Source organism: Aeromonas sp. R5-3, assembly GCF_040908225.1.
Taxonomy (GTDB): Bacteria; Pseudomonadota; Gammaproteobacteria; order Enterobacterales; family Aeromonadaceae; genus Aeromonas; species Aeromonas dhakensis.
Genome location: NZ_JBFODH010000029.1, coordinates 82,447 through 106,564, shown reverse-complemented (window position 1 = coordinate 106,564; position 24,118 = coordinate 82,447). Strand labels below are relative to the sequence as shown.

The following is a 24,118-nucleotide window of genomic DNA, read 5'->3' as shown; positions in this document are numbered from 1 at the left end:
AATTGAACTATTGGCGCAAGTCAGGTGTCTATTGAGTAACACCTCCTCCTGGTTAGTGTTGCAATCCTTCCACCCGCCTTCGGCGGGTTTCTTTTTGGCCGCCTTTTTGTCCGCCATCAGGGGCCCGGTTCCAGCCATGAAAAAGGGGCCCGCAGGCCCCTTGTCGTGGTGTGCATTCATCAGAACACGTACTTGACCCGTGCACTCAGGTTGCGACCCGGCTCGGTCTGGCGACTGGTGCTGGCACTGGCGCTCTGGCCGGTGATGCTCTCGTAGTTTACGTACTCCTTGTCGAACAAGTTGAAGACGCCCACGTTGAACTGCAGATCCTTCACCGGCTTGAACTGGGCATAGATGTCCACCACGCCCCAGCCCGCGCTCTTGATGTTGTCGTTGCCCTTGGCATCCTTGCCCACCTTGCTCATGTCGTCGGCAAAGCGCAGGGCGGTGTTGATGTTCCAGTTGGCCTGCTCCAGTCGAACACCCAGGGTCCCCTTGAGCGGGCTCAGGCTGTTGATGTAATTGCCGTCGCCATCCTTGCCCTCGATGTAGGAGAGGTTGCCCCAGACGTTGACCAGATCGTTCAGCCAGTAGTCCGCCTTGGCCTCGGCCCCCTTGGTGGTCGCCTTGTCCAGGTTCTGATACTGATAAACAGTGGTAGAGCCTTCTTTGCCCACCGGAACCCACTCGATGAAGTCGTCAAACTTGTTGTAGAAGGTGGCCACTTCATAGCTGAAGCCACCGGCGCTGCCGCGCACCCCCAAATCGATGCCGTCGCTACTCTCGGATTTGAGGTTTGGGTTTGGCTCAATACGGTAATTGTAAGCCTGATGGTTCAGAGTGGAGAAGGCGTCGTCATACATGGGGGTCTTGTAGCCGTGGCTGTACTGGACAAACAAGTTGGCCGCCTCGTGCGCCTTGAACACCAGCCCCAGCTTGGGCGAGAACTCCCCTTCGGAGAAGCGCTTGAGGTTCTCGCCGGTGTAGGCGGGATCCTCCTCCGGGTTCATCCGGTAGTAGTCGTAGCGGACACCCGGCGTCAGCACCCAGCGCTCGCCGAACTTCAGCTCGTCGAACGCCCACAGGGCGCCGTGCTCGGTGGTGGTGGAGGGGAAGCTCAGCTCGTTGTAGCCGACGAAATCCCCCGGCACGGTCGGCGCCTTGAAGCGGGTCCGCTCGTTGTCGGTGTGCTCATACTCCAGGCCCCAGGCCAGCCGCTGGTTGGCCAGTGCCTTACTGAGCTTCACTTGAACTCCCAAGCTCTCTTGTTCAAACCCGTCATTATCAAAGGAGGTTTTGAATACGTAGGGGTTACGTGGGTTGACCGGATATTTGGAGGCGGCGTACTTGTCTAGAGTCTGCTTGGTACGGGCATAGTAGAGCTTGCTGTCGATGCGATCGACCCAGGGCGCCTGTAGGGCGATGCCGTGATCCAGCACCAGCGACAGGTTGTCGGTCTCCTTGTCGGTGATCGGCTGGTTGAAGACCAAGCCCGCCTTGGTGAGGTCGACGGTATCGGGGTCCTGCCCCTCATTGAAGTAGTCGACAGTCAGCTTGAGGAACTGGGCATCGCTCAGGTTCCACTGACTCTTGAACAGCACGGCCTGGCTGACGATGTCGAACTCGTTCTTGTCGCCGTCGTAGTTCTGGGTCACCCCGCCGTCACGCCAGGTGTAGCGCAGCAGGTTCTCGAACGCGCCGGCGCGCAGGGCTCCAGTGACGCCGGCCATCTTCTGATGACTGCTGGAGGCATAGCCGGTGGTGGCATCCAGGTAGCTGTCGCGACCCTCGAGGAAATCAGCCGCATCCTTGGTGGTGATGGCGATGACGCCACCCAGCGCATCGGAGCCGTAAGCTGCCGAGGCGGGTCCCTTGACCACCTCGACCTGCTTGATCATGTCGGTGTCGAAATAGCTTTGGCCCACCCCGCCGTCCTTGTAGGCATCGTTCTGGCGCACGCCGTCGCGCACTATCTTGACCCGGTTCTCGCCCATGCCGCGAATGACGAAGGTCTGGGCATCGCCGGCGCCGCCGAGGGCGGTGACGCCCGGCTCGTAACGGAACAGGTCGGCGACGTTGCTCACCACCTGCTCTTCAATCTGTTCGGCGGTAATGACCGAGATGGGACCGGAGACATCTTCCAGTTTCTGCTCCATCCGGGAGCCACTGACCACCATGACGTCATCTGCTTTCTTGTCCGCCGCAAAAACCGGGGAAGCGAGGCCGGCCGCCACGGCAAGGGCGACCAGCGATAGGGTGTTGTTATGGGCCACTGCAAATCCTTATTGAGAACTGTTATCAAACAGCAGGCATCTTACTCACCTCTCAACAAAGATCAATAATAAACGGAATCATTCTCATTTTCTTTTGTCGTAATTAGGTTCTACACTACGCCCCTCTGTTTTCCCGCCCGCCATGCTGCCATTGTATGGTGCAGGCACCTCATCGCTGCGAGACACCCATGACCCGACTTCTGCCCCTGCTCACCCTGCCCCTGCTGCTGGCCGCCTGTGCCACGACGGCCCCCGTCAACGATGCCGGCACCCTCTATCACTATCAGCTCAAGGCCACCCAGGGGGATGCGCTGACCCTGGAGCAGGCCCTGACCCGAGTGGCGGATGCCGACATAGTGCTGGTGGGCGAGCTGCACACCCACCCGGCGGTGCACCTGCTGCAGGCAAGAATGCTGGCGGGCCTGGCCGACACGGCGCAGGCAGACGGCCGCCCCCTGGTGCTCTCCATGGAACAGTTCAGCCGCGCCGATCAGCCGGTGCTGGATGCCTACCTGGCCGGTCGCATCGGCGAGGCGGCCCTCATTCGCGACGGCAACGCCTGGCCCAACTACCCGAGCGACTATCGCCCGCTGGTGGAGTTCGCCAAGGCGCGCCACCTGCCAGTCATCGCCGCCAATGCCCCCAAACCGCTGGTGAGCTGTGTCGGCCAGGAGGGGCCGGCCTGGCTGGATCAGCTGCCCGCCAGCCGCCGCAGCCAGCTGGCCCGCACCCTCACCCTCGGCGATGATCCCTATCGCCAGAAATTCATGGCCTCGCTCCATCATGGGGATGCCGACGGCAACGCCCGCCGCTTTGCCGCCCAGACCAGCTGGGACGACACCATGGCCGAGAGCATGGTGGATTACCTGCGCAGCCACCCGGGCCGGCGCATCATGCACATCGCCGGCAACTTCCACGTGGAGGGGGGACTGGGGCTGGCCAGCCGCATCGCCAGCCGCAACCCGGCCCTCAAGGTGGCGCTGGTCGTGCCTGAGCTGACGGCGCCGCAAGCGGGCAAGGAGCAAGCGGCGGCAGCCGGCCGGGTGGCCGACGTGCGGGTCGGCATCGCCCCCCTGCCGGAACGCTGGCTAAATGCCGATGAAATGAAGCAAGATATGGGCGCACTGCATCAATCCCGCAGTCGTGACTGCAGCCAGTGGCTGCAACCCTGACCTTGCGTCTGAGGAGCCCAGTGGCTGCCACCCTGACAAACAATTGCCCAAGGATTTCATATGGATGTGTTACTGGTCATCGACATGCAACAGGGGCTGTTCACTCAGCCTCGCCATCAGGACGCCCAGGTCATCGCCAATATCAATCGATTGGCCGAGCGCGTGCGGGCAGAACAGGGTCGTGTCATCTATGTGCAGCACGATGCCCCCGGTTCCGAAGTGGATCCCGCCAGTCCGGGCTGGCAGCTGCACGCCGATCTCGCCCCAGAGGGGCATGACAGCCGGGTGCGCAAGACCGCCTGCGACAGCTTTCTCGACACCGAGCTCGGTTTCCTGCTGGCGGAGCAGCCGGTAGACAGGCTGCTCGTCTGCGGCTGTGCCACCGATTTTTGCGTCGACACTACCCTGCGCAGCGCCGCCGCCCGCGGTTTCGAGGTGGTGGCGGTGACCGACGCCCACACCACGGCGGACCGGCCCCACCTGAGCGCGGAGCAGATCATCGAGCACCATCACTGGATGTGGCGTCACCTCAGCCTGCCAAAAGGCAGAAGCGTGACCCTGCTCACGACGGATGAGCTGCTCGGCGCCACCCAACCCGAGCCGGCATGTTAATCTGCCCGCTTTGAAGCGATCACCCGATTGGAGTCTTGTGTGCGTCTACTCTCTGCCGTTGCCTTCACGCTGCTGTTACCGGCAATCACCGCCTGCTCCGGCTTGCCGGGACGCCAGCCGGATGGCCCGGCCCCTCTGTTCAGGACCCACATCAACGAGGAGGGAAGCAAGCGCTTCACCTTCGAGGCCGCCCCGCTCGATACCCTGCCCACCCGCCTCCAGAACGATGACGGCAGCAGGCTGAGCAGGAACAAGAGCCTGCTGGAGCGGCGCGAAGCACTGCAGGATGCCCAGCTCACCCAGGCACTGACCGAGCGCAAATACTGCCGCGAAGGCTACATAGTGCTCAGCCAGACCTCCTGGAAGATCCGGGGTGAATGCAACGAGACCGCCACCCGGGCCGACCGCGACGCCTTTCCCAACAAGGCCTCCTGGCAGGATTGAGGGAAAACCGTCCATAAAAAAACGGGCAGCCCCAGGGCTGCCCGTTTTGTCATCTTGGCGATCCGTGCGGCTCAGACCGGTGCATCGGCCGGGCTGGTCAGCTCGGCGCCATTGTCGATGCGCTTGTGCCCTTCCACCAGGTGGACGAAGTCCACCAGCTCGTCGCCGGAGACCCGGAACGCCTGGCCGAAGCCCTTGACGAACAGACCCTGCTCGGGCTTGAGACGAAACAGCACGAAGTCCTTGAGGTTGGAGAGCCCTTTGACTATCTCGCCGAAGCGCCCTTCCAGGGCGGCGATGGCCTTTTCCCAGCGCACGTCATCGCGGGCCACCACTTCGGCCACCGCATCGAAGGTAAGGCGCTTGCGGGCAAACAGTTCGCGGGCCCCGTTCTCGTCCTCGATCAGCATCAGCGACACCTTGGGCACCTGTTGCAGGTTGCGGGCGTGGCGGGCGATCTCGGAGATGAGCACATAGTAGCCATCTTCCTGCAGCACGAAGGGTGCATAGCTGGCATTGGGGTTGCCTTCACTGTCCACCGTCGCCAGCTGCAGGGTGCGGCAACCGTCGCGGAACTCGCGGATCTCCGGTTGCAGGCGGTTCTGCAGACGCTCCTGACGTTCACTCATGCTTTGACTTCCTCTTGATACTGGTGGCGCAGGGCCATGAAGCGTTCCACCTGGGCCGGCAGCAGCTGACGCTGCTCGTCACGCCCCAGATAGACCTTGAAAATGCAGCGACCGCTGTGGCCGAAGAACTGGAAGGAGTGCCCCTCCTTGCCCATGAACAGCTTGCTGACCAGGGCGATGCCGACCACGTTGTCGAGCTTGAGGTGGCCGTGCATCTCGCCGTCACGCCCCATCAGGTTGTAGTAGCCACGGGCGCTCTTGCCGCGGGGGAAGGGGGCCTTCACCTCGAAGATGGAGCCGTCGGATTCGACGATGGTGGTCACCTGGCCCCAGTCGGCCAGGTCCGCCAGCAGGGCTTCTGCCTGCTCGGCGGGCACCAGGGTAACCAGCTCGGCCGGCAGGTGGCGCACCACCTCCCATTCGCTGACGGCCAGCTCGGCGGCGATGGTGGACGGGTGAGCGCCGGGATCTTGTGCCAGCAGCCCATGAATGCGTTGTGCAATGCTCATCGGTTCTCCCTTGGGATGCCTGCGGCATCCCTGTTCTGTCATGGCGGATACTGTAATGAAGGCCCCAAACCAATGCAATTGATAATCGCTTTCATTCTCAGTGCATTTTTTTCGACGGCTTGATATTCTCGGCGGCAATCCCACTTCATTCACCCTTCGGAGGTTAGCATGGGCCGTCGTTTTGCCCTCGCACTCAGCCTGCTCGGCTGCTCAGCCCTGTCCCTGCCCACTCTGGCGCAGGAACGTATCGTCAGCATAGGCCCGGCCACCACTGAACTCATTCTGGCACTCGGGGGCGAGCAGAGCCTCATCGCCACCGACATCAGCAGCCCGGAGCCGAAGAGCCTGCCGCGGGTCGGCTATCACCGCGCCCTCGCCGCCGAAGGGATTCTGAGCCTGGCGCCGACCCGGCTGGTCGGCAGCGACGAGATGGGGCCGCTGCCCGCCCTGGAGCAGCTGCGCCGGGCCGGGGTCGAGGTGGACGTGCTGCCCACCGCCCCCACCCTCGCCAACCTCAATCAGCGCATCGATACCCTGGCCGCCCTGCTCAAGGACCCGGCCGCCGGCACCCGTCTGAAGGCCGAAATCCAGACCCAGAGCGAGCAGTTGGCCGCCCAGGCGAAGCAGAACAAGCCGCTCAAGGTGGTCTTCCTGCTACTGCACAAGGGCCAACCCACCAGCATCGCCGGCGGCAACACCACCGCCAGCGCCCTGCTCACCCTGGCCGGCGGCATCAACCCGGTGGCCCAGCTGCAAGACTACAAGCCCGTCTCCACCGAATCCCTGATCGAACTGCAGCCCGATCTGGTGCTGGTGAGCGGCCGCGACTGGCAGCAATATCAGGATCCTGAAACCGTGCTGAGCCAGGTGCCCGCCCTTTCCGCCACCCCGGCCGGCAAGAACAGGGCCATCCATGCCATCGATGGTCACGCCCTGCAAGGGGGGCTCAGCCTCACCTCGCTGCAGCAGGCCAGCCAGATCGCCAAGTGGATCAAGCTGGGTTCATGATGCGTCTGCCACTGCCCTGGCTGCTGTGCCTCACCGGCGGCGCACTGGCTCTGTTGCTGGTCGGGTCGCTGGCCACCGGTCCCATGGCCCTCTCCTTTGGCGAGAGCCTGCGCGCCCTGTTCGCCGGCCAAGGGAGCGGGATTGAGGCCCACAAGTTGCTGATCGTGCAGGAGATCCGCCTGCCACGCACCCTGCTCTGCATCGCCGTAGGGGGGATTCTCGGCCTCTGCGGCGCCGTGATGCAGGGGCTGTTTCGCAACCCCCTGGCCGACCCCGGCATCATCGGGGTCTCCGGCGGGGCGGCGCTCGGCGCGGCGCTGGCCATCGTGCTGCTGGCCCCCCTCGGCCAGCAGTGGCAGAGCCTGCTCGGCATCGGCCTGCTGCCCCTGCTCGCCTTTCTCGGCGGCGCGCTGACCACCACCCTCGTCTACCTGCTCGGCACCCGGGAGGGGGGCACTTCGGTCACCGTCATGCTGCTGGCCGGGGTGGCCGTCACTGCCTTGTCCGGCGCCGTGATCGGCCTGCTCACCTATCTCGCCGACGATCAGATGCTGCGCAACCTGAGCCTGTGGCAGATGGGGTCGCTGGCGGCGGGCAAGCCGGTGGACGTGGCGCTGGCGCTGCTGACCCTGGTTGCCCTGCTCATCCTGTTCATGCGCGATGCCAACCCCCTCAACGCCCTGCTGCTGGGTGAAGGGGAGGCTCGCCACCTCGGCATCCAGGTACAGTCCCTCAAGCGGCGGCTGATCCTGCTCACCGCCGCAGGGGTCGGCGTGGCGGTGGCAGTGGCCGGCATGATAGGTTTCGTCGGCCTGGTGGTGCCGCACCTGGTGCGGCTGCTGGCTGGCCCCAACCATGTCCGGCTGCTGCCGCTCTCCGCCCTGCTCGGGGCCGCCCTGCTGCTGGGCGCCGACATGCTGGCCCGCACTCTGCTGGCACCGGCCGAGATGCCGGTCGGCATCATCACCGCCCTGCTGGGCGCCCCCTTCTTCATCTGGCTGCTGGTCAAGGGCCGCCGCACCCTTTAACCGGAGGACTCATCTTGTCAGCTTCATCGACCCTGCTGCACTGTCGCCAGCTCAGCCTCAGCCGGGGCGGCCGCCCCATCCTGGACAGGCTCGACCTCAGCCTGCAGGCGGGCAGCCTCACCGCCCTGCTCGGCCCCAACGGCGCCGGCAAGAGTTCGCTGCTCAAATGCCTCACCGGCGAGCTGGAACATGAGGGGGAGATAGATCTGTTTGGCCGGGAGCGGCGGGAGTGGGCCGGCAACGAGCTGGCCCACCGTGTCGGCGTGTTGCCGCAGAGCTCATCCCTGAACTTCCCTTTCCTGTGCGAAGAGGTGGTGGCCATGGGCCGACTGCCCCACAGCGAGCCGGCCAGCCGGCGCGACGAGATAGTGCGGGCCGCCATGACCCATGCCGGGGTCGATCATCTGGCCGGCCGCCTCTATCCCGGCCTCTCCGGCGGGGAGCGCCAGCGGGTGCAGTTCGCCCGGGTTCTGGCCCAGATCTGGCAGGCCCCGGAGGAACCGCAACAAGCGCGGCTGCTGCTGCTGGACGAGCCCACCTCGGCGCTCGATCTCAAGTACCAGCACCAGCTGCTTACCATGGCGCGCGCCCTCGCCGCCCGTCATACCGCCGTGCTGGTGGTGCTGCACGACCTCAATCTGGCGGCCCGTTACGCCGACCGGCTGGTAATGCTGGAGCAGGGCAGAGTGATGGCCGACGGCACCCCGCGCGAGGTGCTGAGGCCTGATCTCATCGACCGGCTCTACGACTACCCGGCCCGGGTGATCACAGACCCGCAGGGGATGTATACCGTCGTCCTGTAGGGCGATTTCTCGCTCATACTGCAAGGGTGTCAATCACGGATGCTTGCCCCATGCCTGCTCGTCTGCTGTTGCTCTGGCTCCTCTCCCCTCTCTGCGTTGCCGCCCCCCTGCGTCTGGTCGTCCAGGAGTTTGCTCCCTACAGCTTCATGGGCAGTGACAACCAGCCGACCGGCGCCATGGTGGACATGGTCAAAGAGGCGTGCAGTTACTGGCCTGAGGGGTGCCAGATCACGCTGCGCCCCAATCTGCGGGCCAGAAAAGAGCTGGATCTGGGGGAAGTGGACGGCATGTTTCCGCTCGCCTGGAGCGATGCCAGGGCAAAGACGCTGAGCTACTCGGTACCGCTGTGCAAGGCGAGCTGGGGCATCTTTGCCCACGTCGACGAAATTGATGCGCCGCTGACTCTGACTCGCCTTGGTCACGCACGGATCGGGGTGACCAGAGGCTCGTTCAGCGAGACCTTGCTGCGCCAGCTGGACGACACCCTGCACCAGCAGGGGATCCCCCCGATGCAGCTGGAACTCAACGTCAACGATGATTATGCGAACCTGCTCAAGATAGAGCGACAGGGGCGCTACAACCTCTACTTCTCCAACCTGGATGTGGCCCTCTATCGACTCAACCTCAGTGGCGCCTCGAAGATCAGGCTATGGCAGAAGAGTCACGAGGCGAACTACTACATCGCCTTCAACCGCCAACGCATGAGCGAGGCGCAGCTGGTAGCCTTCAACCAGATCCTGATCCGGCTGGAAGCCCAGGGCAATCTGCTGCGGCACAGGGTGCACTGGGGCCTCTCCTCACCGCTGCCCGATCATCGGCTGCACACCCTTTTTCCACCCGGCTCACAGAGGCCTCACGCCAACTGATAGCGACCCGGCTTGTGGTTGAGTGTCAACACCAGGTTACAGATGATGGCCGCCACCACGGAGAGGGCCAGGATCCAGGGCTGCACCACGAAGAAGGAGGCGATGACGATGGTGCAATCCAGCCCCATTTGCAACTTGCCTGCGCGGATGCCGAAGCGATCCTGGATAAACAGCGCCAGGATGTTGAAGCCGCCCAGGCTCGATTTGTGGCGGAACATGATGAGCAGCCCCATGCCGATCAGGGTGCCACCGATGAGCGCCGCGTAGACCGGCTCAATCTTGCCTATCTGCAGCACTGCATTGAGGTGATCCGTCATAAAGGAGACGGTCGCCACCGAGACGAAGGTGTTGAGGGTGAAGCGCGGCCCCATCCTGAGCCAGGCCAGAGCATAGAAGGGCAGGTTCATGCCGAAGAACAGCAAGCCGAAACTCAGCCCGGTCACCTGCTGCAGCAGCAGTGCCAGCCCAGCGGTGCCGCCGGTGAGCAGGCCCACCTGATGAAACAGAAAGATGCCGAGAGAGACGAAGCCGGCGGCGGTCAGCAGGGCGATGATGTCTTCATAGAGGGGGTGCGCAGTACGAGCGGACTGCGCCGAGACGGGGGTGTTGTCCATAACCGGTATCCAATAGCGAAGTAAAAGAGTGTCTGTTGCCCGCAGAGCGGGCGCGAGCCCTGTCCACAGGGCTTCGTTATGGGATTCAGTCTATTTTTTGCGACCATGATCACAATAGTCACCGCCCACGCCCCGTTTTGGTGCCTGTCATTCTCCATTGACAGCCGCTGCACCAAGATGCAGCATGCCGCGCCTGAGCCGCCCCCACCTTGACGAAAAGGGCGGTTTGCCATGGCACAGACGCGCCGGCTCTGCTACAAAGCGCGCAGCCCCCTTTTCGCATCACCATCAGGAACCCCATGATCTGCACAGGACCCCAGCCATGAAGTATCTGGTCACCGGCGCCGCCGGCTTTATCGGTTTTCACGTCGCCAGACGGCTGTGTGAGGCGGGTCATCAGGTGGTGGGGCTGGACAACCTCAACGACTACTACGAGGTGAGCCTCAAAGAGGCTCGCCTGTCGATGCTGACCCCCTTCCCCCATTTTCGCTTCGTAGAGGGCGAGCTGGCGGACCGGGCCGGCATGGCCGCCCTGTTTGCCGAGGGGCAGTTCGAGCGGGTGATCCACCTGGGTGCCCAGGCGGGGGTGCGCCACTCGCTGGAAAACCCCTTTGCCTACAGCGAGAGCAACCTCACCGGCATGCTGACGGTGCTGGAGGGGTGCCGCCAGCACGACATCCGGCATCTGATCTACGCCTCCTCCAGCTCGGTCTATGGCATGGGCGAGCAGCTGCCGTTCAGTGCCGATCAGCAGGTGGACCACCCGGTTTCCCTCTATGCCGCCACCAAGAAGAGCGGCGAGCTGATGGCCCACGCCTACTCGGCGCTCTACGGCCTGCCCACCACAGGGCTGCGCTTCTTCACCGTCTACGGTCCCTGGGGCCGACCGGACATGGCCATCGCCAGGTTCACCCGCGCCATCCTGGCGGGCGAGCCCATCGACGTCTACAACCAGGGCGATCTCAGCCGCGACTTCACCTTCATCGACGACATCGTCGAGGGGATCCTCGCTGTCGCCGAGCTGCCACCCCGCCCCAACCCTCACTGGCACGCCGGCGAGCAGAGCCCGGCCGAGAGCGCCGCCCCCTACCGCATCCTCAACATCGGTCATGGCCAGCCGGTGCGGCTGCTCGACTTCATCGAGGCGCTGGAACAGGCACTGGACAAGCCCGCCATCAAGCGGATGCTGCCGATGCAGGCGGGCGACATGCACGCCACCTGGGCCGACAGCGAGCCCCTTCACACCCTCACCGGCCTGCGCCCCGCCACCTCCATCGAGGAAGGGGTCGCCGCGTTCGTGCGCTGGTATCTCGACTACTACCAGCCCGCCCGCTGAGCTGGAGTGGCCATCCCGACCGGACACTGGGTGCGCCCTGCTACGGCCGGCTGAAAATTGTTTGATGAGTTAATGGAATGGCGCCGCACCACCTCCCCCCTTAGGATGGGGATGTGAAGCGGATGGCGGTTTGCCGGGCACCGGCTGAGGTATACTGGCCGCACTTGGTGCCACACGGGCACGCATCCGCCCCCTCACCATGATGAGAAGGAGTCACCTCATGATCCGTATTCTGCTGTTGCTGGGCGCCGCCTTGTCTGCCTACGGACTGCAACAGAGCCACACCCTGGCGCCGCTGCTGAGCCTGCTCGGCCTGCTCTCGCTCTGGGTGGCGAGCGAAATTCGCCTGATGTATCGCCAGCTGCCCGCCGCCGAGCCGGACGAGCAGCCCTATCACCTCGACGTCTGAGGGGGCCAGGGGCAACTGATTTAGCCACCTCTTTATCGCCACCGACCACCTGGATGTACGGCCAGCCCCTGATAGGACTGCATCGGCCATTGGTTCCATATCGTTTTGATCTCTGGATACCCGGATCCATAACAACAGGATCCACTGGATTAATGGCAGAACGGGCCATGTTCCCCTATATCTTCTGTACCCCAACAGGAGAGAATCCATGTCGAGCCTCAGCGAAAACAGGCTGTTTTTGCTGCTTTTTTTATCGCTGTTGCTGGCCGGTAACGTGCAGGCAGCGGCGCAAAGCAGGGATTTCAGACAGGCACCCAAGGCGCTCAGCGCACTGAAGCAAGGTCAACAGGCACAGAGTCAGGGCAACCTGACCCAGGCCATCCACTTCTACTGCGCCGCCGCCACTACGGGTAACCCGGAAGGGTATTTTCGCATCGGCCGCCTGCTCGCCACCGGCCCGGGCTCGGTTCGCAACCCCCGCATGGCCAACGCCTACCTGGCCATGGCGATCCGTCTTGGCAACCAGCAGGCCATCCGTTACTACAACAGCCGGGTCGGCAATGCCGTGATGGGGGATCAGTGCGGCAGCGGCGTCGGCGGATCCGGCGGTTACTTCGCCGCCATCCCTACCACCCCCTTCAATCTGGAGGCCTATCTGGCCCGCCAGTCGCCCGCCAAGCAGAAGCTGGCCAATATGCTGCGCCACGCCGCCAAGCGCCACCGCATCGACGAACGGCTGGTGCTGGCCATCGCCATCGCCGAATCCAACCTCGACAGCCGCGCCGTCTCCCCCAAAAATGCCCAGGGGCTGATGCAGCTCATTCCCGAGACCCAGCAGCGCTTCGGGGTGACCCGCCCCTTCGATCCGGAGCAGAACATCAAGGGGGGCGTGGCCTATCTCAAGTGGCTGCACACCCATTTCGATGGCAACTGGACCCTGATGTCGGCGGCCTACAACGCCGGCGAAAAATCGGTGGAGCAGTATGGCGGCATCCCCCCCTATCAGGAGACCCAGCAATATGTGCGGCGGGTGCTCTACTTCGCCGGCCACAAGCAGCCCTGAACCCGACTTCCTGCCGGCCTGCTATTGACAACCCCCCATTTGCGCAATCGTTTGCCTTTCGATAGGATCCGGCGCTTTCTCGCACGTTTTACAGGTAATCCATGAATTTCATCAAACGCTGCTCGCGCCTGCTCACCCTGCTTGCCCTCTTCTCCTCCGCCGTCGTGGCGGCCAATCCGGCCCCCGCCCCCATCCTGATCCAGGGGGCAATGGACGTCGAAGTCGAAACCCTGGTGGCCGCCCTCAAGGAGAAGCAGGAGCTGACCGTGGGCGCCTGGACCTACTGGCAGGGCACCCTCTCGGGTTATCCGGTGGTCATATCCCGCACCGAGGTGGGACTGGCCAATGCCGCCGCGGCCACCACCCTCGCCATGGAGCGCTTCCGGCCGCGCCTCGTCATCAACCAAGGCACGGCGGGCGGCCACGATCCGGCACTGCACCGGGGCGACATCGTCATCGGCACCAAGAGCTTCAACATGGGAGCCTATCGCAGTGATCTGACCCCCGCCGAGCAGGGGGTCGATCCGAGCAGATGGCACAACTTCGAGGTCACCATGCGCCTGCGTGACAACGGCAAGCTGGTAGAACACTCCTCCTTTGCCGGCGATCCCGAGCTGGTTGGTCGCGCCCTCGGCATGGCTGACCGTTATCGTCATGGTCGGGTGGTCCCCGGCATCATAGGCACCGCCGACGAGTGGAACCGCCAGGTCGCCCGCATCAACTGGCTGCACCAGACCTACCAGACCGCCGCGGAAGAGATGGAAACCTCCTCCGCCGCCCTGGTGGCAGAGGCCTACAAGGTGCCCTTCGTCGGTATCCGGGTACTCTCCAACAGCGATCTGCACGGCGAGGAGTTCGATCCGCAAACCGCCATCCACTGCCAGCAGTTCGTCATCGATTACGCAAAGGCGCTCATCAACGGCTTCAACAAAGCCTGACATGCCAAAGAGGCCGCCACTATGGCGGCCTCTCTGCTTGGTAATCCCTATCAGGCAGGACTTGCCCCACGGTTTCTCCCGCAGCCGATATCAACTCCCCGGACATGCCCTGCGCCCATAGTGGCGGTAGTAGCCCACCAGATTGCTGACCAGAAACAGCCCCTCCATCAGCGCCGCCACAGGCGACCCCACCAGCAGGTTGTTGACCAGCCAGCAGAGGGTGCCCAGCAGCATCCAGCGCCGCAGCAGGCGATCATCCGGGCAAAACGCAGCCCGGGTCTGCAGCAGACTGGCCAGCAACCCCAGCAGGACGAGCGGCCCCTGATAGGTGGCGAGCACCGCGAGGCAGGACAACCCCATAAAGAGCCACATCAAGAGGCGGCGTGTGGCCAGCATGCTGACCACGAAGCGCAGACTCGCCAGCCAGAGCAGCAGGGCGGCCGACCACTGTCCCAGCAGCGCAAAATGGGCGCCATTGAGGGCGCAGGAGAGCGCCAGGCAGGCCAGAATGGCCCGGCGCGCCCGCAGCTGAAACGACAGCAGATCCAGCAGCAGCGCCAGGCTCACCACCAGTTGTGACCACAAAAACAGCGACATCATCCCCACTCCAGGCTTGTTCGAGGGGCCCAGCATGGCGGGGATGGGCGAGGCGCGGCATTAACCCGTGTTAATGCGCCGGCGGATCCGCGACAGGGTGACCGGGCTGATGCCGATATAGTTGGCGAGCTGCACCTGGGTGAGCCGCGCCGACCAGTGGGGGAAGGTGCGGCAGAGCTCCCGGTAGCGCTCTTCGGGGGAGTGGAGCAGCAAGAAGGCCTCCTTGCGCTCCTTGTAACACAGCTGTTGGCGCAGCAGGGCCATGCAAACCGGTTGCCAGGCGGGCTCGTCCAGCAGGGCGAGCGGCACCCGCACCAGTTGCAGCGCCGTGACGGCCTCCAGCTGGTAGCGGGCAGGCGACCCGGTGAGCCAGCTGTCGTAGAGCAGGCAGAGCTCCCCTTCGAAGTAGAACTCCTTGCAGCGCTCCTGCCCGTCCCGGGCGTAGTGGCAGGCGCGGGCGATGCCTCGCTCGAGGTAGAAAGCCGACTCCTGCATCGCCCCCTGAGCCAGCAGCGGCTGACCCGGCTGCAAGGTCAAACGGGGCAGGTGGCCGGCAAGCGGCTCACCGATGGCGGGTGCCAGCCCCATGGCGGCGAGGGTGGCCGCCAGAGGCGGGGCAGAGGGCAGGCTGGTCATGCAAACTCCGGGGCAAACTGGACCTTCATCATGCCAAGTTTGACGGCCCGTTGCAGCAGGCTGTGATGGCCCCGGCAAAGGGGATGGCCGACCGGGTGCCACCTTTGCCCCCCCTCGCCCATTGGTTTACAATCGACGGGTTTTTTGGAACCCGGTTGGCGACCCGCCGACCTGGCCCCACCACGACATCAGTCTGTTAGTGCCATGACATTAACCTGCTGAAAAGGAAGAGAATTAGCCAATGGCTCAATTTATTTACACCATGAACAGGGTCGGCAAGGTAGTGCCGCCCAAGCGTCATATTCTCAAGAACATCTCCCTCTCCTTCTTCCCGGGCGCCAAGATCGGCGTGCTGGGTCTGAACGGCGCCGGTAAATCGACCCTGCTGCGCATCATGGCAGGCATCGACACCGAGATCGAAGGGGAAGCCCGTCCGCAACCCGGCATCAAGATCGGCTACCTGCCGCAGGAGCCGAAGCTGGATCCGGAGCAGACCGTGCGTGAAGCGGTCGAAGAGGCGGTCGGCGAGGTGAAGCGCGCCATGGCCCGGCTGGACGAGGTCTATGCGGCCTACGCCGACCCGGATGCGGATTTCGACAAGCTGGCCCGCGAACAGGGCGAGCTGGAAGCCATCATCCAGGCCCAGGGCGGCCACAACATGGAAAACCAGCTGGAGCGTGCGGCCGATGCCCTGCGCCTGCCGGCCTGGGATGCCAAGATCAAACACCTCTCCGGTGGTGAGCGCCGCCGTGTGGCCCTGTGCCGCCTGCTGCTGGAAAAGCCGGACATGCTGCTCTTGGACGAACCGACCAACCACCTGGACGCCGAGTCCGTGGCCTGGCTGGAGCGCTTCCTGCACGACTACGAGGGCACCGTCGTGGCCATCACCCACGACCGTTACTTCCTCGACAACGTGGCCGGCTGGATCCTGGAGCTGGACCGCGGCGAAGGTATCCCGTGGGAGGGCAACTACTCCTCCTGGCTGGAGCAAAAAGATGCCCGTCTGGCACAAGAGGCCAGCACGGAAGCGGCTCGTCGCAAGTCCATCGAGAAAGAGCTGGAGTGGGTTCGCCAGAACCCGAAAGGCCGTCAGGCCAAATCCAAAGCCCGTATGGCCCGCTTCGAAGAGCTCAACACCAACGACTACCAGAAGCGCAACGAGACCAACGAGCTGTTCATTCCGCCCGGACCGCGCCTCGGCGACAAGGTGGTGGAAGTGGCCAACCTGCGCAAGTCCTACGGTGACCGGGTGCTGATCGACGATCTGTCGTTTGCCATTCCCAAGGGGGCCATCGTCGGCATCATAGGCCCGAACGGTGCCGGTAAATCGACCCTGTTCCGCATGATGTCGGGTCAGGAGCAGCCGGATTCCGGCGCCATCACCCTGGGTGAGACCGTGGTGCTGGCCTCTGTCGATCAGTTCCGCGACAGCATGGACGACAAGAAGACGGTGTTCGAGGAAGTCGCCGACGGCCAGGACATCCTGCGTATCGGCAACTACGAGTTCCCGAGCCGGGCCTACATCGGCCGCTTCAACTTCAAGGGCGCCGATCAGCAGAAGCGGGTCGGCGAGCTCTCCGGTGGTGAACGCGGCCGTCTGCACCTGGCCAAGCTGCTGCAGACCGGCGGCAACGTGCTGCTGCTCGATGAACCGACCAACGATCTGGACATCGAAACCCTGCGCGCCCTCGAGAACGCCCTGCTGGAGTTCCCGGGTTGCGCCATGGTCATCTCCCACGACCGCTGGTTCCTCGACCGCATCGCCACCCACATCCTGGACTATCAGGACGAGGGCAAGATCGAATTCTTCGAAGGCAACTTCACCGAATACGAAGAGTGGAAGAAGAAGACCTACGGCGCCGAGGCGGTCCAGCCACACCGCGCGAAATACAAGCGCATCGCCAAGTAAACCGGCAAATGCGACAAGGGGAGCCCAGGCTCCCCTTTCTTGTGCCCGATGGCTTACAATCCAAGACGGATACCTTTTATGCATGGATGTAGCAAGATGACGACCCAGCCCACCACAGAGAAGAAACTGACCATCCAGATCCGGGTCGAACCGGGCTGCCTCGGGCCGGACGGCAAGGCGCACATCGAGACCTTCTGTGCCGCCGCCGCCAGGATCTTCGCCGCCGTGGAGCCAGAGCTGGTGAACTGGACCCTGCTGCCCCGCTATGACAAGCAGCTGCCGGAACAGGAGTTCTTCATCGACGGCCGCAAGCTGAGCGAGGAGCAGGCCAGCCTCTTCCTGCGCCGCCTGGGGCGGGAACTGGGAGAGGTGCAGGACAAGCTCGACTCCGTGCTGGCCCAGCTGGTGGAGCGTTACTTCAAGACCCTCTGACCCGACCCCTGCCCCTCAAAAGGTTCTCCAGCGAGAACCTTTTTTATTTTCGGTCGGGAAAACGTTTGAATTTTTGCTCTATTCATTGATCCGCCTCGCAGATCCGGGGTTTGTAAACGGCGCCGCCTGTGTAAAAATGTGCGCGCTGTCACGGTATCAGGACGAGTCTGGTTGTTTAACCACCAGAAAGCGGGCGTCACTCCTCCATGGAGGATGCCCCTCTCCTGCTGCTTATTTCACGTCACCTATTGGAATCCAACATGAATCAACCACACCAGGCCCCCGCACAGGCCGCCGGGCAAGGATTGCTTGAGCGTCTGTTTGCCCTGAAGGGCCATGGCACCAACGCCCGCACCGAAGTGATCGCCGGCATCACCACCTTCCTGACCATGGTCTACATCGTCTTCGTCAACCCGCAGATCCTCTCTGCGGCCGGCATGGACACCCAGGCCGTGTTCGTCACCACCTGCCTCATCGCCGGCATCGGCAGCATCCTGATGGGCCTCTTGGCCAACCTGCCCATAGCGCTGGCTCCCGCCATGGGCCTCAACGCCTTCTTCGCCTTCGTGGTGGTGGCCGGCATGGGTTACTCCTGGCAAGTGGGCATGGGCACCATCTTCTGGGGCGCCATGGGCCTGCTGATCCTCACCCTGCTGCGGGTGCGCTACTGGCTCATCGCCAATATTCCGCTCACCCTGCGGGTCGGCATCACCGCCGGCATCGGCCTCTTGATCGCCCTGCTCGGCCTGCACAACGCCGGCATCGTGGTGGCCAGCCCCGCGACCATGGTGACGGTGGGCAATCTCACCTCCCTGCCCTGCCTGCTGGGGCTGCTCGGCTTCTTCCTGATCTGCATCTTCTCCGCCCGAGGCGTCCACTCCGCCGTGCTGATCGCCATCGTGGTGACCACCACCCTGGGCTGGCTGTTTGGCGACGTCACCTTCAAGGGCTTCGTCTCCATGCCTCCGAGCATAGAGCCGGTGTTCGGCCAGCTGGATCTGATGGGGTCGCTTGACATCAGCCTGGCCGGGATCATCTTCTCCTTTATGCTGGTCAACCTGTTCGACTCCTCCGGCACCCTGATCGGCGTCACCAACCGTGCCAAGCTGGCCGATGACAAGGGGCACTTCCCGCGCATGAAGCAGGCCCTGCTGGTGGATAGCGCCAGCTCCGTCGGCGGCGCCTTCATGGGCACCTCCTCGGTCACCGCCTTCATCGAGAGCAGCTCCGGCGTCGCCGTCGGCGGTCGTACCGGTCTGACCGCCATCGTGGTCGGCCTGCTGTTCCTGCTGGCCATCTTCTTCTCCCCGGTTGCCGCCATGGTGCCAGCCTACGCCGCCGCCGGCGCCCTCATCTACGTGGGTGTGCTGATGTGCTCCGAGCTGACCCGGGTGAAGTGGGAAGATCTGACCGAAGCGGTACCGGCCTTCATGACCGCCGTCATGATGCCGTTCAGCTTCTCCATCACCGAGGGGATCGCCGTGGGCTTCATCTCCTACTGCGTGATGAAGGCGGGCACCGGCCGCTGGCGCGAGATCAACCCCTGCGTGCTGGTGGTGGCCCTGCTGTTCGTGCTCAAGTTTGTCTGGGTCGACAGCCACTAAGTTGCGACGCACAAATACTGCGCAAACAAAAATGCCCGTCAGCGACGGGCATTTTTTTATGGCTGATGAAGGGGCGTTCAGCGAATGCCGCGCGCCTCGCGGATCCACTCCCAGGCCTGCTGGATCTCCTGGGTCTTCTCCTTGGCCATCTCCATCATTTCGGGCGGCAAGCCCTTGGCGGCCAGCTTGTCCGGGTGATGCTTGCTCATCTCCTTGCGGTAGGCGCGCTTGATCTCCTGATCGCTGTCGCTCTCGCTCACTCCCAGCAGCTGATAGGCATCCTTGAGCCTGTCACGGGAGGGAGCCTCCTGCCGATACTGCTGACCACCCTGCCCGCCATCCTGATACTGACCGCCGTGGGCCCGATTGAAGAAGTTCATCTGCGCCTCGGCCATCGCCAGGATGCGGGCCAGCTCGATGCGGCTAAAGCCCAGTTCGTCGGCGATGGTGTGCAGGATGGCGCGCTCGCTGGCCTCGACCTTGCCATCGGCGAAGGCGGCCTGCAGCTGTACCTCGAGGAAGAAGCGCAGGATATCGCGCTGGCCCTGGCTGGCCTGGCGAAACTCGGCCAGGGTCTCCCGCAGCGGGAAGTCCGCCTCCTTGCCCTGGCGGAACGACTCCTGAGCGCGAGCCCGCTGCTCCCCTGCCAGCCGCATCCGGTCCATCAGGTTGGAGGCAACCCGGATCTCCTGCTCGGTCACCTGGCCGCTCGCCTTGGCGATGTGGCCCATGACGGCGAAGGTGGCGTGGAAGAAGACCGCCTGTTGTTGCTGGGTGGGGGCGCGGCGAAAATTCAAGCCCATGCCCCGATCGAAGCGGTGGCCGATCCAGAGGCCAAGCAGGGCACCAAAGATGTTGCCGAGCAGAAAACCGAAGAAGGCGCCAAGCACCTTACCCCAAATACGCATGGTTCAAGACCTCGTGAAATTAATGAGTGCGTCCTTGCAACTGATCGTCCAGCTCGTGCAGCCGCTGGGCCGTCCCTATGTCGCGCCACTCGCCGGCCAGCAGGCTGCCGCCCACCCTGCCTTTCGTCATCCACTCCCGCAGCAGGGGCGCCAGCTTGCGTGCCCCCGCCGCCAATCCGGCAAAGGCGGCGGGATCATAGAGCCCGACGCCGCTGAAAGTCAGCGCCGGGGTATCAACCACCTTGCCCGCCTGCAGCGCAAAATCCCCCGCCGGATGCTGCGGCGGGTTGGGCACCAGCCAGAGGTGGGCCAGCTGGTCGCCAAGGGGCTGGCTCACCAGGGTGCGATAGTCCAGGTCGAGCCAGGTATCGCCGTTGATCACCAGAAAAGGATCGCTGCCCAGCAGCGGCAGCGCCTGTACGATGCCGCCGGCAGTCTCCAGCGCGCTCTCCTCGGCCGACCAGTGGATGGAGACCCCGAGCGCACGGCCATCGCCGAGCGCTTCCACCAGCTTGTGACCAAGCCAGGCGTGATTGATGACCAGGTCGGTCACGCCGGCCGCCTTGAGTTTGTCGATATGGTGCACGATGAGCGGCTTGCCCCCCACCGCCAGCAGCGGCTTGGGCAGGCTGTCGGTGAGCGGGCGCATCCGCTCGCCGCGCCCGGCGGCCAGAATCATCGCCTTCATGACGCCACTCCGCTGCGGGCCAGCCCGGGCAGCACCACCTGCTCCAGCCACTGGCCGAAGCGGGCCAGCACCGGATAGGCGGCGCCATGGCTGCGGCAGACATCCACCACGTAGCCCAGGGTGCGGGGAATATCCTTGAGGTAGCCGGACTTGCCGTCGCGGTGGTAGAGCCGGGTGAAGATGCCCGCTGCCTTGAGGTGGCGCTGCATGCCGGTGAGGTCGGCGGCGCGACGAAACGCGGCGTAATCGAGCCCGCCCAGCAGATTGGCCTGCTGCAAAGTGTCAAACCCGAGTGCCATGCCCTGCTCGATCACCGCGTCCGGCCAGCGCACGTAGCAGTCTTTCAGCAGCGAGACCAGGTCATAGCTGAGCGGCCCGATGACCATGTCCTGGAAGTCGATGACCGCCAGCTCGCTCTCATCCGGCGTCTCGCCACCGCACACCATCAGGTTGCGGCTGTGAAAATCACGGTGCATCACCCCCTGCGGCTGGGCCAGGTTGTTCTCGGTGAGGCAGGCGAAGGTCTCGGCCAGCAGTTGCTGCTCTTCATCGCTCAGGGTCAGTTGTAGATGCTGACCCAGCAGCCACTCGGGAAAGATGCTGTTCTCCCGCGCCATGAAGGCGGAATCAAAAGGCTCAAGGTCCAGCTCAACGGCGCCGAGACGGGGCAGCAGCGCGATGGCCTTGCCGTACCAGGCCTGCACATTGTCTGCGTTCAGGCAGCCGATAAGCTGGGTATCCCCCAGGTCGGTCACCGCCAGCAGCCCCTGCTCGTAGTCCACCGCCCGCACCTCGGGGGCCAGCAGGCCGCCGGCGTGCAGGGCCGAAGCATTACGGACAAACTCATGATTCTTTTCGGTTTTAGGGTTGGCATCCACCCAGATCAGGCCACCGCCACGGTGGTAGCGGCGAAAACTGGCGTCACCGGAAATGAGGGTCAACTGCAGGCTGGCATCACCGGAAATCCGGCGCGCCCAGTGCAGCAAGAGGGAATCGCGATCGTGCATAAGTCGGGGACCAAATTGGAAAGCAGCACTTGGCTGTTAGCCCTGGCCGCAATAATGCTTTATCATTGCCGGCTAACATAAAGCAATGACATGCAATGTCAACTCGATGAATCCTGTCGTAAAATGCATGTCTTGAATCAGCCGTAGCTACCACGGATTGCGCGAGTCTTTCACATGACAAAACGGACACTGGGATACTCCTATCCCATCGCCCTGACCATCAGCCTTGTTCCTGCCCTGACCCCTGCCATCGTGCAGGCAGCGCCGCTGACGCCGCCTCCCGCCACCGGGATCCTGGACGGGCTCTGCTATGACTATGTCCCCAAGATTGAAAAACTGGCGCCCGGCACCGACGCCAATGCCCAGCCCGTGGAGGTGGATGCCGATCGCCTCGAAGCCAAGCAGGGCGGCACCGCCGTCTATCAGGGCGACGTCAAGGTGCGCCAGGGCGTGCGCAAGTTCGATTCCGACTACGCCGAGCTCGATCAGAAGAGCCGGGACGTCATCGCCATCGGCAACATCTATTACAACGACGGCCAGATCACGGTCACCAGCGACAAGACCCTGAAATCCAACCTGGATACCAAGAATTCCGAGCTGGAAGAGGGCAAGTATCAGGTGCATGGCTCGCCGGTGCGCGGCTCCGCCGACCGGGTCACCATGACCAACAACAACCAGAACATCACCCTGGAAGGGGCCCAGTACACCACCTGCCCACCGGGCCAGGAAGTGTGGACCCTGAAGGCGGGCAGCATCGACATCGATCAGACCGAGGTGTTCGGGGAGGCCTGGAACGCCAGCCTCTGGCTCTACGACTATCCGGTGTTCTACTTCCCGTACATCAACTTCCCCATCAAGGATGAGCGCAAGACGGGTCTGCTCTACCCGGGTTACACCCAGAGCTCCAAGAACGGCATGGACATCACCCAGCCGTTCTACTGGAACATAGCCCCCAACTACGATGCCACCATCACCTCCCGTTTCATGGACAGACGGGGCCTGATGGAGCAGGTGCAGTTCCGCTACATGCCGGATCCGGCTCACGTGGGCAGCCTCTATTTCGAGAACCTGGCCAACGACAAGCAGTACGACGAGACCCCGAGCCTCAATCAGGCCATGTCCGACGGTCACCGTTACCTGCTCAACGCCAACCACACCTCGCTGTTTGCCGACAACGCCATGAGGGTGTCGCTCGACTACACCAAGGTGCGGGATCGGGATTACAACTACTTCAACGACTTCTCTCCCAAGGTGGGTACCCAGGTCGAGAACCAGTTGCAGCAGTCCCTGATGGCCGGTTACTTCCAGCCCAACTGGAACATCAACACCGAGGTGCGCACCTACCAGATCCTGCTGGCCAGCGCGCAGCAGCCCCACGAGCTGATGCCGCGCATCGACCACAACTACTACCAGCAGGGCAGCTGGTACGATCTGGCCTGGAACACCGAGATCACCAAGTTCGGCTACAACAATGCCCAGGCCATCGCCCAGAACCAGGGCGGCGCCTACACCGGCACCCGGGTCTACACGGCCCCGACCCTGACCATGCCGCTGATCAACGAGGCAGGCTACTACCTCGACAGCCAGTACAAGCTGATGTACACCCGTTACGATCAGGAAGTGCCGAACAACATGAGCCAGACCTTCGTCAGCCGCTTCACCCCTGCAGGCGCCAACGGGGTTACGCTGGACGAAGGGATAATCACCCGCACCCTGCCCTCGTTCCGCCTCAAAGGCGGCATGACCTTCGAGCGCAACCAGAACTGGTTCGGCGGCGATGCCAACCAGACCCTGGAGCCGGAGTTCCAGTACCTCTATGTGCCCTACAAGGATCAGGACAACATAGGCGTCTATGACTCCACCACCATGCGCCAGGACTACTACAGCCTGTTCAGCGATCGCCGCTACGCCGGCCTGGATCGCATCAGCGACTCCAACAGGATCTCCATCGGCCTCACCAGCCGGGTATATGATGAGGTCGGCGATGAACGAATTCGGCTGGCCGTTGCCCAAGCTTTCGATTTCGTTGCGCCCAGGGTCAAGCTCTATCCCAGCGAGACCCTGACCACCAACACCCGCTCCCCGCTCTCCTTCGAGGGGGATGCCAAGATCAACGAGCAGTGGTTTGCCCATGCCGGCGCGCAATATGATATGGACCAGAGCCGGCTCAGCTCCGCCAACAGCGCCCTCGAATATCGCCACGAGAAGCTGATCAGCCAGTTGAACCACCGTTTCGTGCGCGACGCCAACTACGATCTCGAAAACCGGGGACAGGTCACCGACCTCAACCAGATCGGCCTGCTGTTGACCACGCCGCTCAACGATCAGTGGCACCTGTACGGAGGCTACTACCAGGAGCTCAACCAGAGCGTGAAGTCTGATCGCAAGGTGGGCCTGAAGTACGACTCCTGCTGCTGGAGCATCAACTTCAACCTGGAGTGGGTCAACACTCCAGACAACGTGACCCTGCGTCCGACCTCGGAGCGCAGCCTGGGCATTCAGTTTGAAATGAAAGGATTGGGTAGCGTGGGTACCGGCACCAAGGGCACCTCCCTTGACACCGAAGCACTGCCTTACATTCGTCCGTTTAACCTGCGAGACCAATAAGCGGTCTGGCAAACGCCTTGAGAGAT

General features: G+C 63.4%; 24 protein-coding genes. 15 read left to right on the top strand and 9 right to left on the bottom strand.

The window, feature by feature from the left end:
• Nucleotides 1-179 precede the first annotated feature (179 nt).
• Complete coding sequence (locus AB5Y95_RS19800; RefSeq protein ID WP_368161876.1) at nucleotides 180-2,273, bottom strand: TonB-dependent hemoglobin/transferrin/lactoferrin family receptor; 2,094 nt, start codon at nucleotides 2,271-2,273, stop codon at nucleotides 180-182.
• A gap of 188 nt (nucleotides 2,274-2,461) precedes the next feature.
• On the opposite strand from AB5Y95_RS19800, the gene AB5Y95_RS19795 reads away from it, so the two are divergent.
• From AB5Y95_RS19795 to AB5Y95_RS19785, 3 genes are read left to right on the top strand one after another with little or no spacing between them, the layout of a single operon-like run.
• Complete coding sequence (locus AB5Y95_RS19795) at nucleotides 2,462-3,445, top strand: ChaN family lipoprotein (RefSeq protein ID WP_042009122.1); 984 nt, start codon at nucleotides 2,462-2,464, stop codon at nucleotides 3,443-3,445.
• A 60-nt stretch (nucleotides 3,446-3,505) separates the two neighbouring features.
• Nucleotides 3,506-4,057 (top strand): cysteine hydrolase family protein, encoded by a 552-nt coding sequence (locus tag AB5Y95_RS19790; protein ID WP_017784347.1) that lies wholly within the window; start codon nucleotides 3,506-3,508, stop codon nucleotides 4,055-4,057.
• A gap of 39 nt (nucleotides 4,058-4,096) precedes the next feature.
• The gene (locus AB5Y95_RS19785; protein WP_017779150.1) at nucleotides 4,097-4,501 is read left to right on the top strand and encodes a hypothetical protein; all 405 of its coding nucleotides are present in this window, start codon (nucleotides 4,097-4,099) and stop codon (nucleotides 4,499-4,501) included.
• 71 nt (nucleotides 4,502-4,572) lie between these two features.
• Here the strand turns inward: AB5Y95_RS19785 and hutZ are convergent, their stop codons facing one another.
• Both hutZ and hutX read right to left on the bottom strand, forming a co-directional pair.
• Nucleotides 4,573-5,130: a heme utilization protein HutZ gene (gene hutZ / locus AB5Y95_RS19780; RefSeq protein WP_368161875.1), complete on the bottom strand. Its 558-nt coding sequence runs from the start codon at nucleotides 5,128-5,130 to the stop codon at nucleotides 4,573-4,575.
• Entirely contained in the window at nucleotides 5,127-5,639 is a 513-nt protein-coding gene (gene hutX / locus AB5Y95_RS19775) for a heme utilization cystosolic carrier protein HutX (RefSeq protein WP_005304096.1), read from the bottom strand. Before hutX ends, hutZ begins: the two co-directional genes overlap by 4 nt.
• 168 nt (nucleotides 5,640-5,807) lie before the next feature.
• On the opposite strand from hutX, the gene AB5Y95_RS19770 reads away from it, so the two are divergent.
• From AB5Y95_RS19770 to AB5Y95_RS19755, 4 genes are read left to right on the top strand one after another with little or no spacing between them, the layout of a single operon-like run.
• Nucleotides 5,808-6,647 carry a hemin ABC transporter substrate-binding protein gene (locus AB5Y95_RS19770; protein WP_139431511.1) on the top strand — a complete coding sequence of 280 codons (840 nt, stop codon included), beginning with the start codon at nucleotides 5,808-5,810 and terminating at the stop codon, nucleotides 6,645-6,647.
• Nucleotides 6,644-7,675 (top strand): iron ABC transporter permease, encoded by a 1,032-nt coding sequence (locus AB5Y95_RS19765; RefSeq protein ID WP_005304101.1) that lies wholly within the window; start codon nucleotides 6,644-6,646, stop codon nucleotides 7,673-7,675. The genes AB5Y95_RS19770 and AB5Y95_RS19765 overlap by 4 nt, the downstream gene beginning before the upstream one ends.
• Before the next feature lie 14 nt (nucleotides 7,676-7,689).
• Entirely contained in the window at nucleotides 7,690-8,478 is a 789-nt protein-coding gene (locus tag AB5Y95_RS19760) for a heme ABC transporter ATP-binding protein (RefSeq protein ID WP_368161874.1), read from the top strand.
• 50 nt (nucleotides 8,479-8,528) lie between these two features.
• Nucleotides 8,529-9,344, top strand: a complete 816-nt coding sequence (locus AB5Y95_RS19755) for a substrate-binding periplasmic protein (protein ID WP_368161873.1) — start codon at nucleotides 8,529-8,531, stop codon at nucleotides 9,342-9,344.
• On the opposite strand, the gene AB5Y95_RS19750 is transcribed toward AB5Y95_RS19755, so the two are convergent.
• Nucleotides 9,332-9,958, bottom strand: a complete 627-nt coding sequence (locus tag AB5Y95_RS19750; protein WP_005304112.1) for a YitT family protein — start codon at nucleotides 9,956-9,958, stop codon at nucleotides 9,332-9,334. The genes AB5Y95_RS19755 and AB5Y95_RS19750 overlap by 13 nt on opposite strands.
• Nucleotides 9,959-10,280: 322 nt before the next feature.
• Between AB5Y95_RS19750 and AB5Y95_RS19745 the strand changes: the two genes are divergently transcribed.
• The 4 genes from AB5Y95_RS19745 to mtnN all read left to right on the top strand — a co-directional run bounded on the left by AB5Y95_RS19745 (nucleotide 10,281) and on the right by mtnN (nucleotide 13,704).
• The gene (locus AB5Y95_RS19745; RefSeq protein WP_324043800.1) at nucleotides 10,281-11,294 is read left to right on the top strand and encodes an NAD-dependent epimerase; all 1,014 of its coding nucleotides are present in this window, start codon (nucleotides 10,281-10,283) and stop codon (nucleotides 11,292-11,294) included.
• 220 nt (nucleotides 11,295-11,514) lie between these two features.
• Nucleotides 11,515-11,703: a hypothetical protein gene (locus AB5Y95_RS19740; protein WP_011704892.1), complete on the top strand. Its 189-nt coding sequence runs from the start codon at nucleotides 11,515-11,517 to the stop codon at nucleotides 11,701-11,703.
• Between the two features lie 208 nt (nucleotides 11,704-11,911).
• On the top strand, nucleotides 11,912-12,766 hold the full coding sequence (locus AB5Y95_RS19735; RefSeq protein ID WP_005304122.1) for a lytic transglycosylase domain-containing protein: 855 nt from the start codon (nucleotides 11,912-11,914) through the stop codon (nucleotides 12,764-12,766).
• Nucleotides 12,767-12,867: 101 nt separating this feature from the next.
• Nucleotides 12,868-13,704 carry a 5'-methylthioadenosine/S-adenosylhomocysteine nucleosidase gene (gene mtnN / locus AB5Y95_RS19730; RefSeq protein ID WP_368161872.1) on the top strand — a complete coding sequence of 279 codons (837 nt, stop codon included), beginning with the start codon at nucleotides 12,868-12,870 and terminating at the stop codon, nucleotides 13,702-13,704.
• Between the two features lie 90 nt (nucleotides 13,705-13,794).
• Here mtnN and AB5Y95_RS19725 read toward each other — a convergent pair whose 3' ends face one another.
• Entirely contained in the window at nucleotides 13,795-14,304 is a 510-nt protein-coding gene (locus AB5Y95_RS19725; protein ID WP_368161871.1) for a YgjV family protein, read from the bottom strand.
• Between the two features lie 57 nt (nucleotides 14,305-14,361).
• Nucleotides 14,362-14,937 carry a Crp/Fnr family transcriptional regulator gene (locus AB5Y95_RS19720; protein ID WP_368161870.1) on the bottom strand — a complete coding sequence of 192 codons (576 nt, stop codon included), beginning with the start codon at nucleotides 14,935-14,937 and terminating at the stop codon, nucleotides 14,362-14,364.
• A gap of 241 nt (nucleotides 14,938-15,178) precedes the next feature.
• On the opposite strand from AB5Y95_RS19720, the gene ettA reads away from it, so the two are divergent.
• The 3 genes from ettA to AB5Y95_RS19705 all read left to right on the top strand — a co-directional run bounded on the left by ettA (nucleotide 15,179) and on the right by AB5Y95_RS19705 (nucleotide 18,882).
• Nucleotides 15,179-16,846, top strand: a complete 1,668-nt coding sequence (gene ettA, locus AB5Y95_RS19715) for an energy-dependent translational throttle protein EttA (RefSeq protein WP_010634931.1) — start codon at nucleotides 15,179-15,181, stop codon at nucleotides 16,844-16,846.
• Nucleotides 16,847-16,942: 96 nt separating this feature from the next.
• Complete coding sequence (locus AB5Y95_RS19710) at nucleotides 16,943-17,278, top strand: hypothetical protein (protein WP_005304138.1); 336 nt, start codon at nucleotides 16,943-16,945, stop codon at nucleotides 17,276-17,278.
• Between the two features lie 260 nt (nucleotides 17,279-17,538).
• Nucleotides 17,539-18,882, top strand: coding sequence for an NCS2 family permease (locus AB5Y95_RS19705; protein WP_005304142.1), 1,344 nt, complete (start codon nucleotides 17,539-17,541; stop codon nucleotides 18,880-18,882).
• A gap of 77 nt (nucleotides 18,883-18,959) precedes the next feature.
• On the opposite strand, the gene djlA is transcribed toward AB5Y95_RS19705, so the two are convergent.
• From djlA to AB5Y95_RS19690, 3 genes are read right to left on the bottom strand one after another with little or no spacing between them, the layout of a single operon-like run.
• Nucleotides 18,960-19,790, bottom strand: a complete 831-nt coding sequence (gene djlA / locus AB5Y95_RS19700; protein ID WP_117404721.1) for a co-chaperone DjlA — start codon at nucleotides 19,788-19,790, stop codon at nucleotides 18,960-18,962.
• A 19-nt stretch (nucleotides 19,791-19,809) separates the two neighbouring features.
• On the bottom strand, nucleotides 19,810-20,478 hold the full coding sequence (gene murU / locus AB5Y95_RS19695; RefSeq protein WP_279973602.1) for an N-acetylmuramate alpha-1-phosphate uridylyltransferase MurU: 669 nt from the start codon (nucleotides 20,476-20,478) through the stop codon (nucleotides 19,810-19,812).
• Entirely contained in the window at nucleotides 20,475-21,485 is a 1,011-nt protein-coding gene (locus tag AB5Y95_RS19690; RefSeq protein ID WP_252601848.1) for an aminoglycoside phosphotransferase family protein, read from the bottom strand. The genes murU and AB5Y95_RS19690 overlap by 4 nt, the downstream gene beginning before the upstream one ends.
• A 174-nt stretch (nucleotides 21,486-21,659) precedes the next feature.
• Between AB5Y95_RS19690 and lptD the strand changes: the two genes are divergently transcribed.
• Complete coding sequence (gene lptD / locus AB5Y95_RS19685; protein WP_095593351.1) at nucleotides 21,660-24,092, top strand: LPS assembly protein LptD; 2,433 nt, start codon at nucleotides 21,660-21,662, stop codon at nucleotides 24,090-24,092.
• Nucleotides 24,093-24,118: the final 26 nt, after the last annotated feature.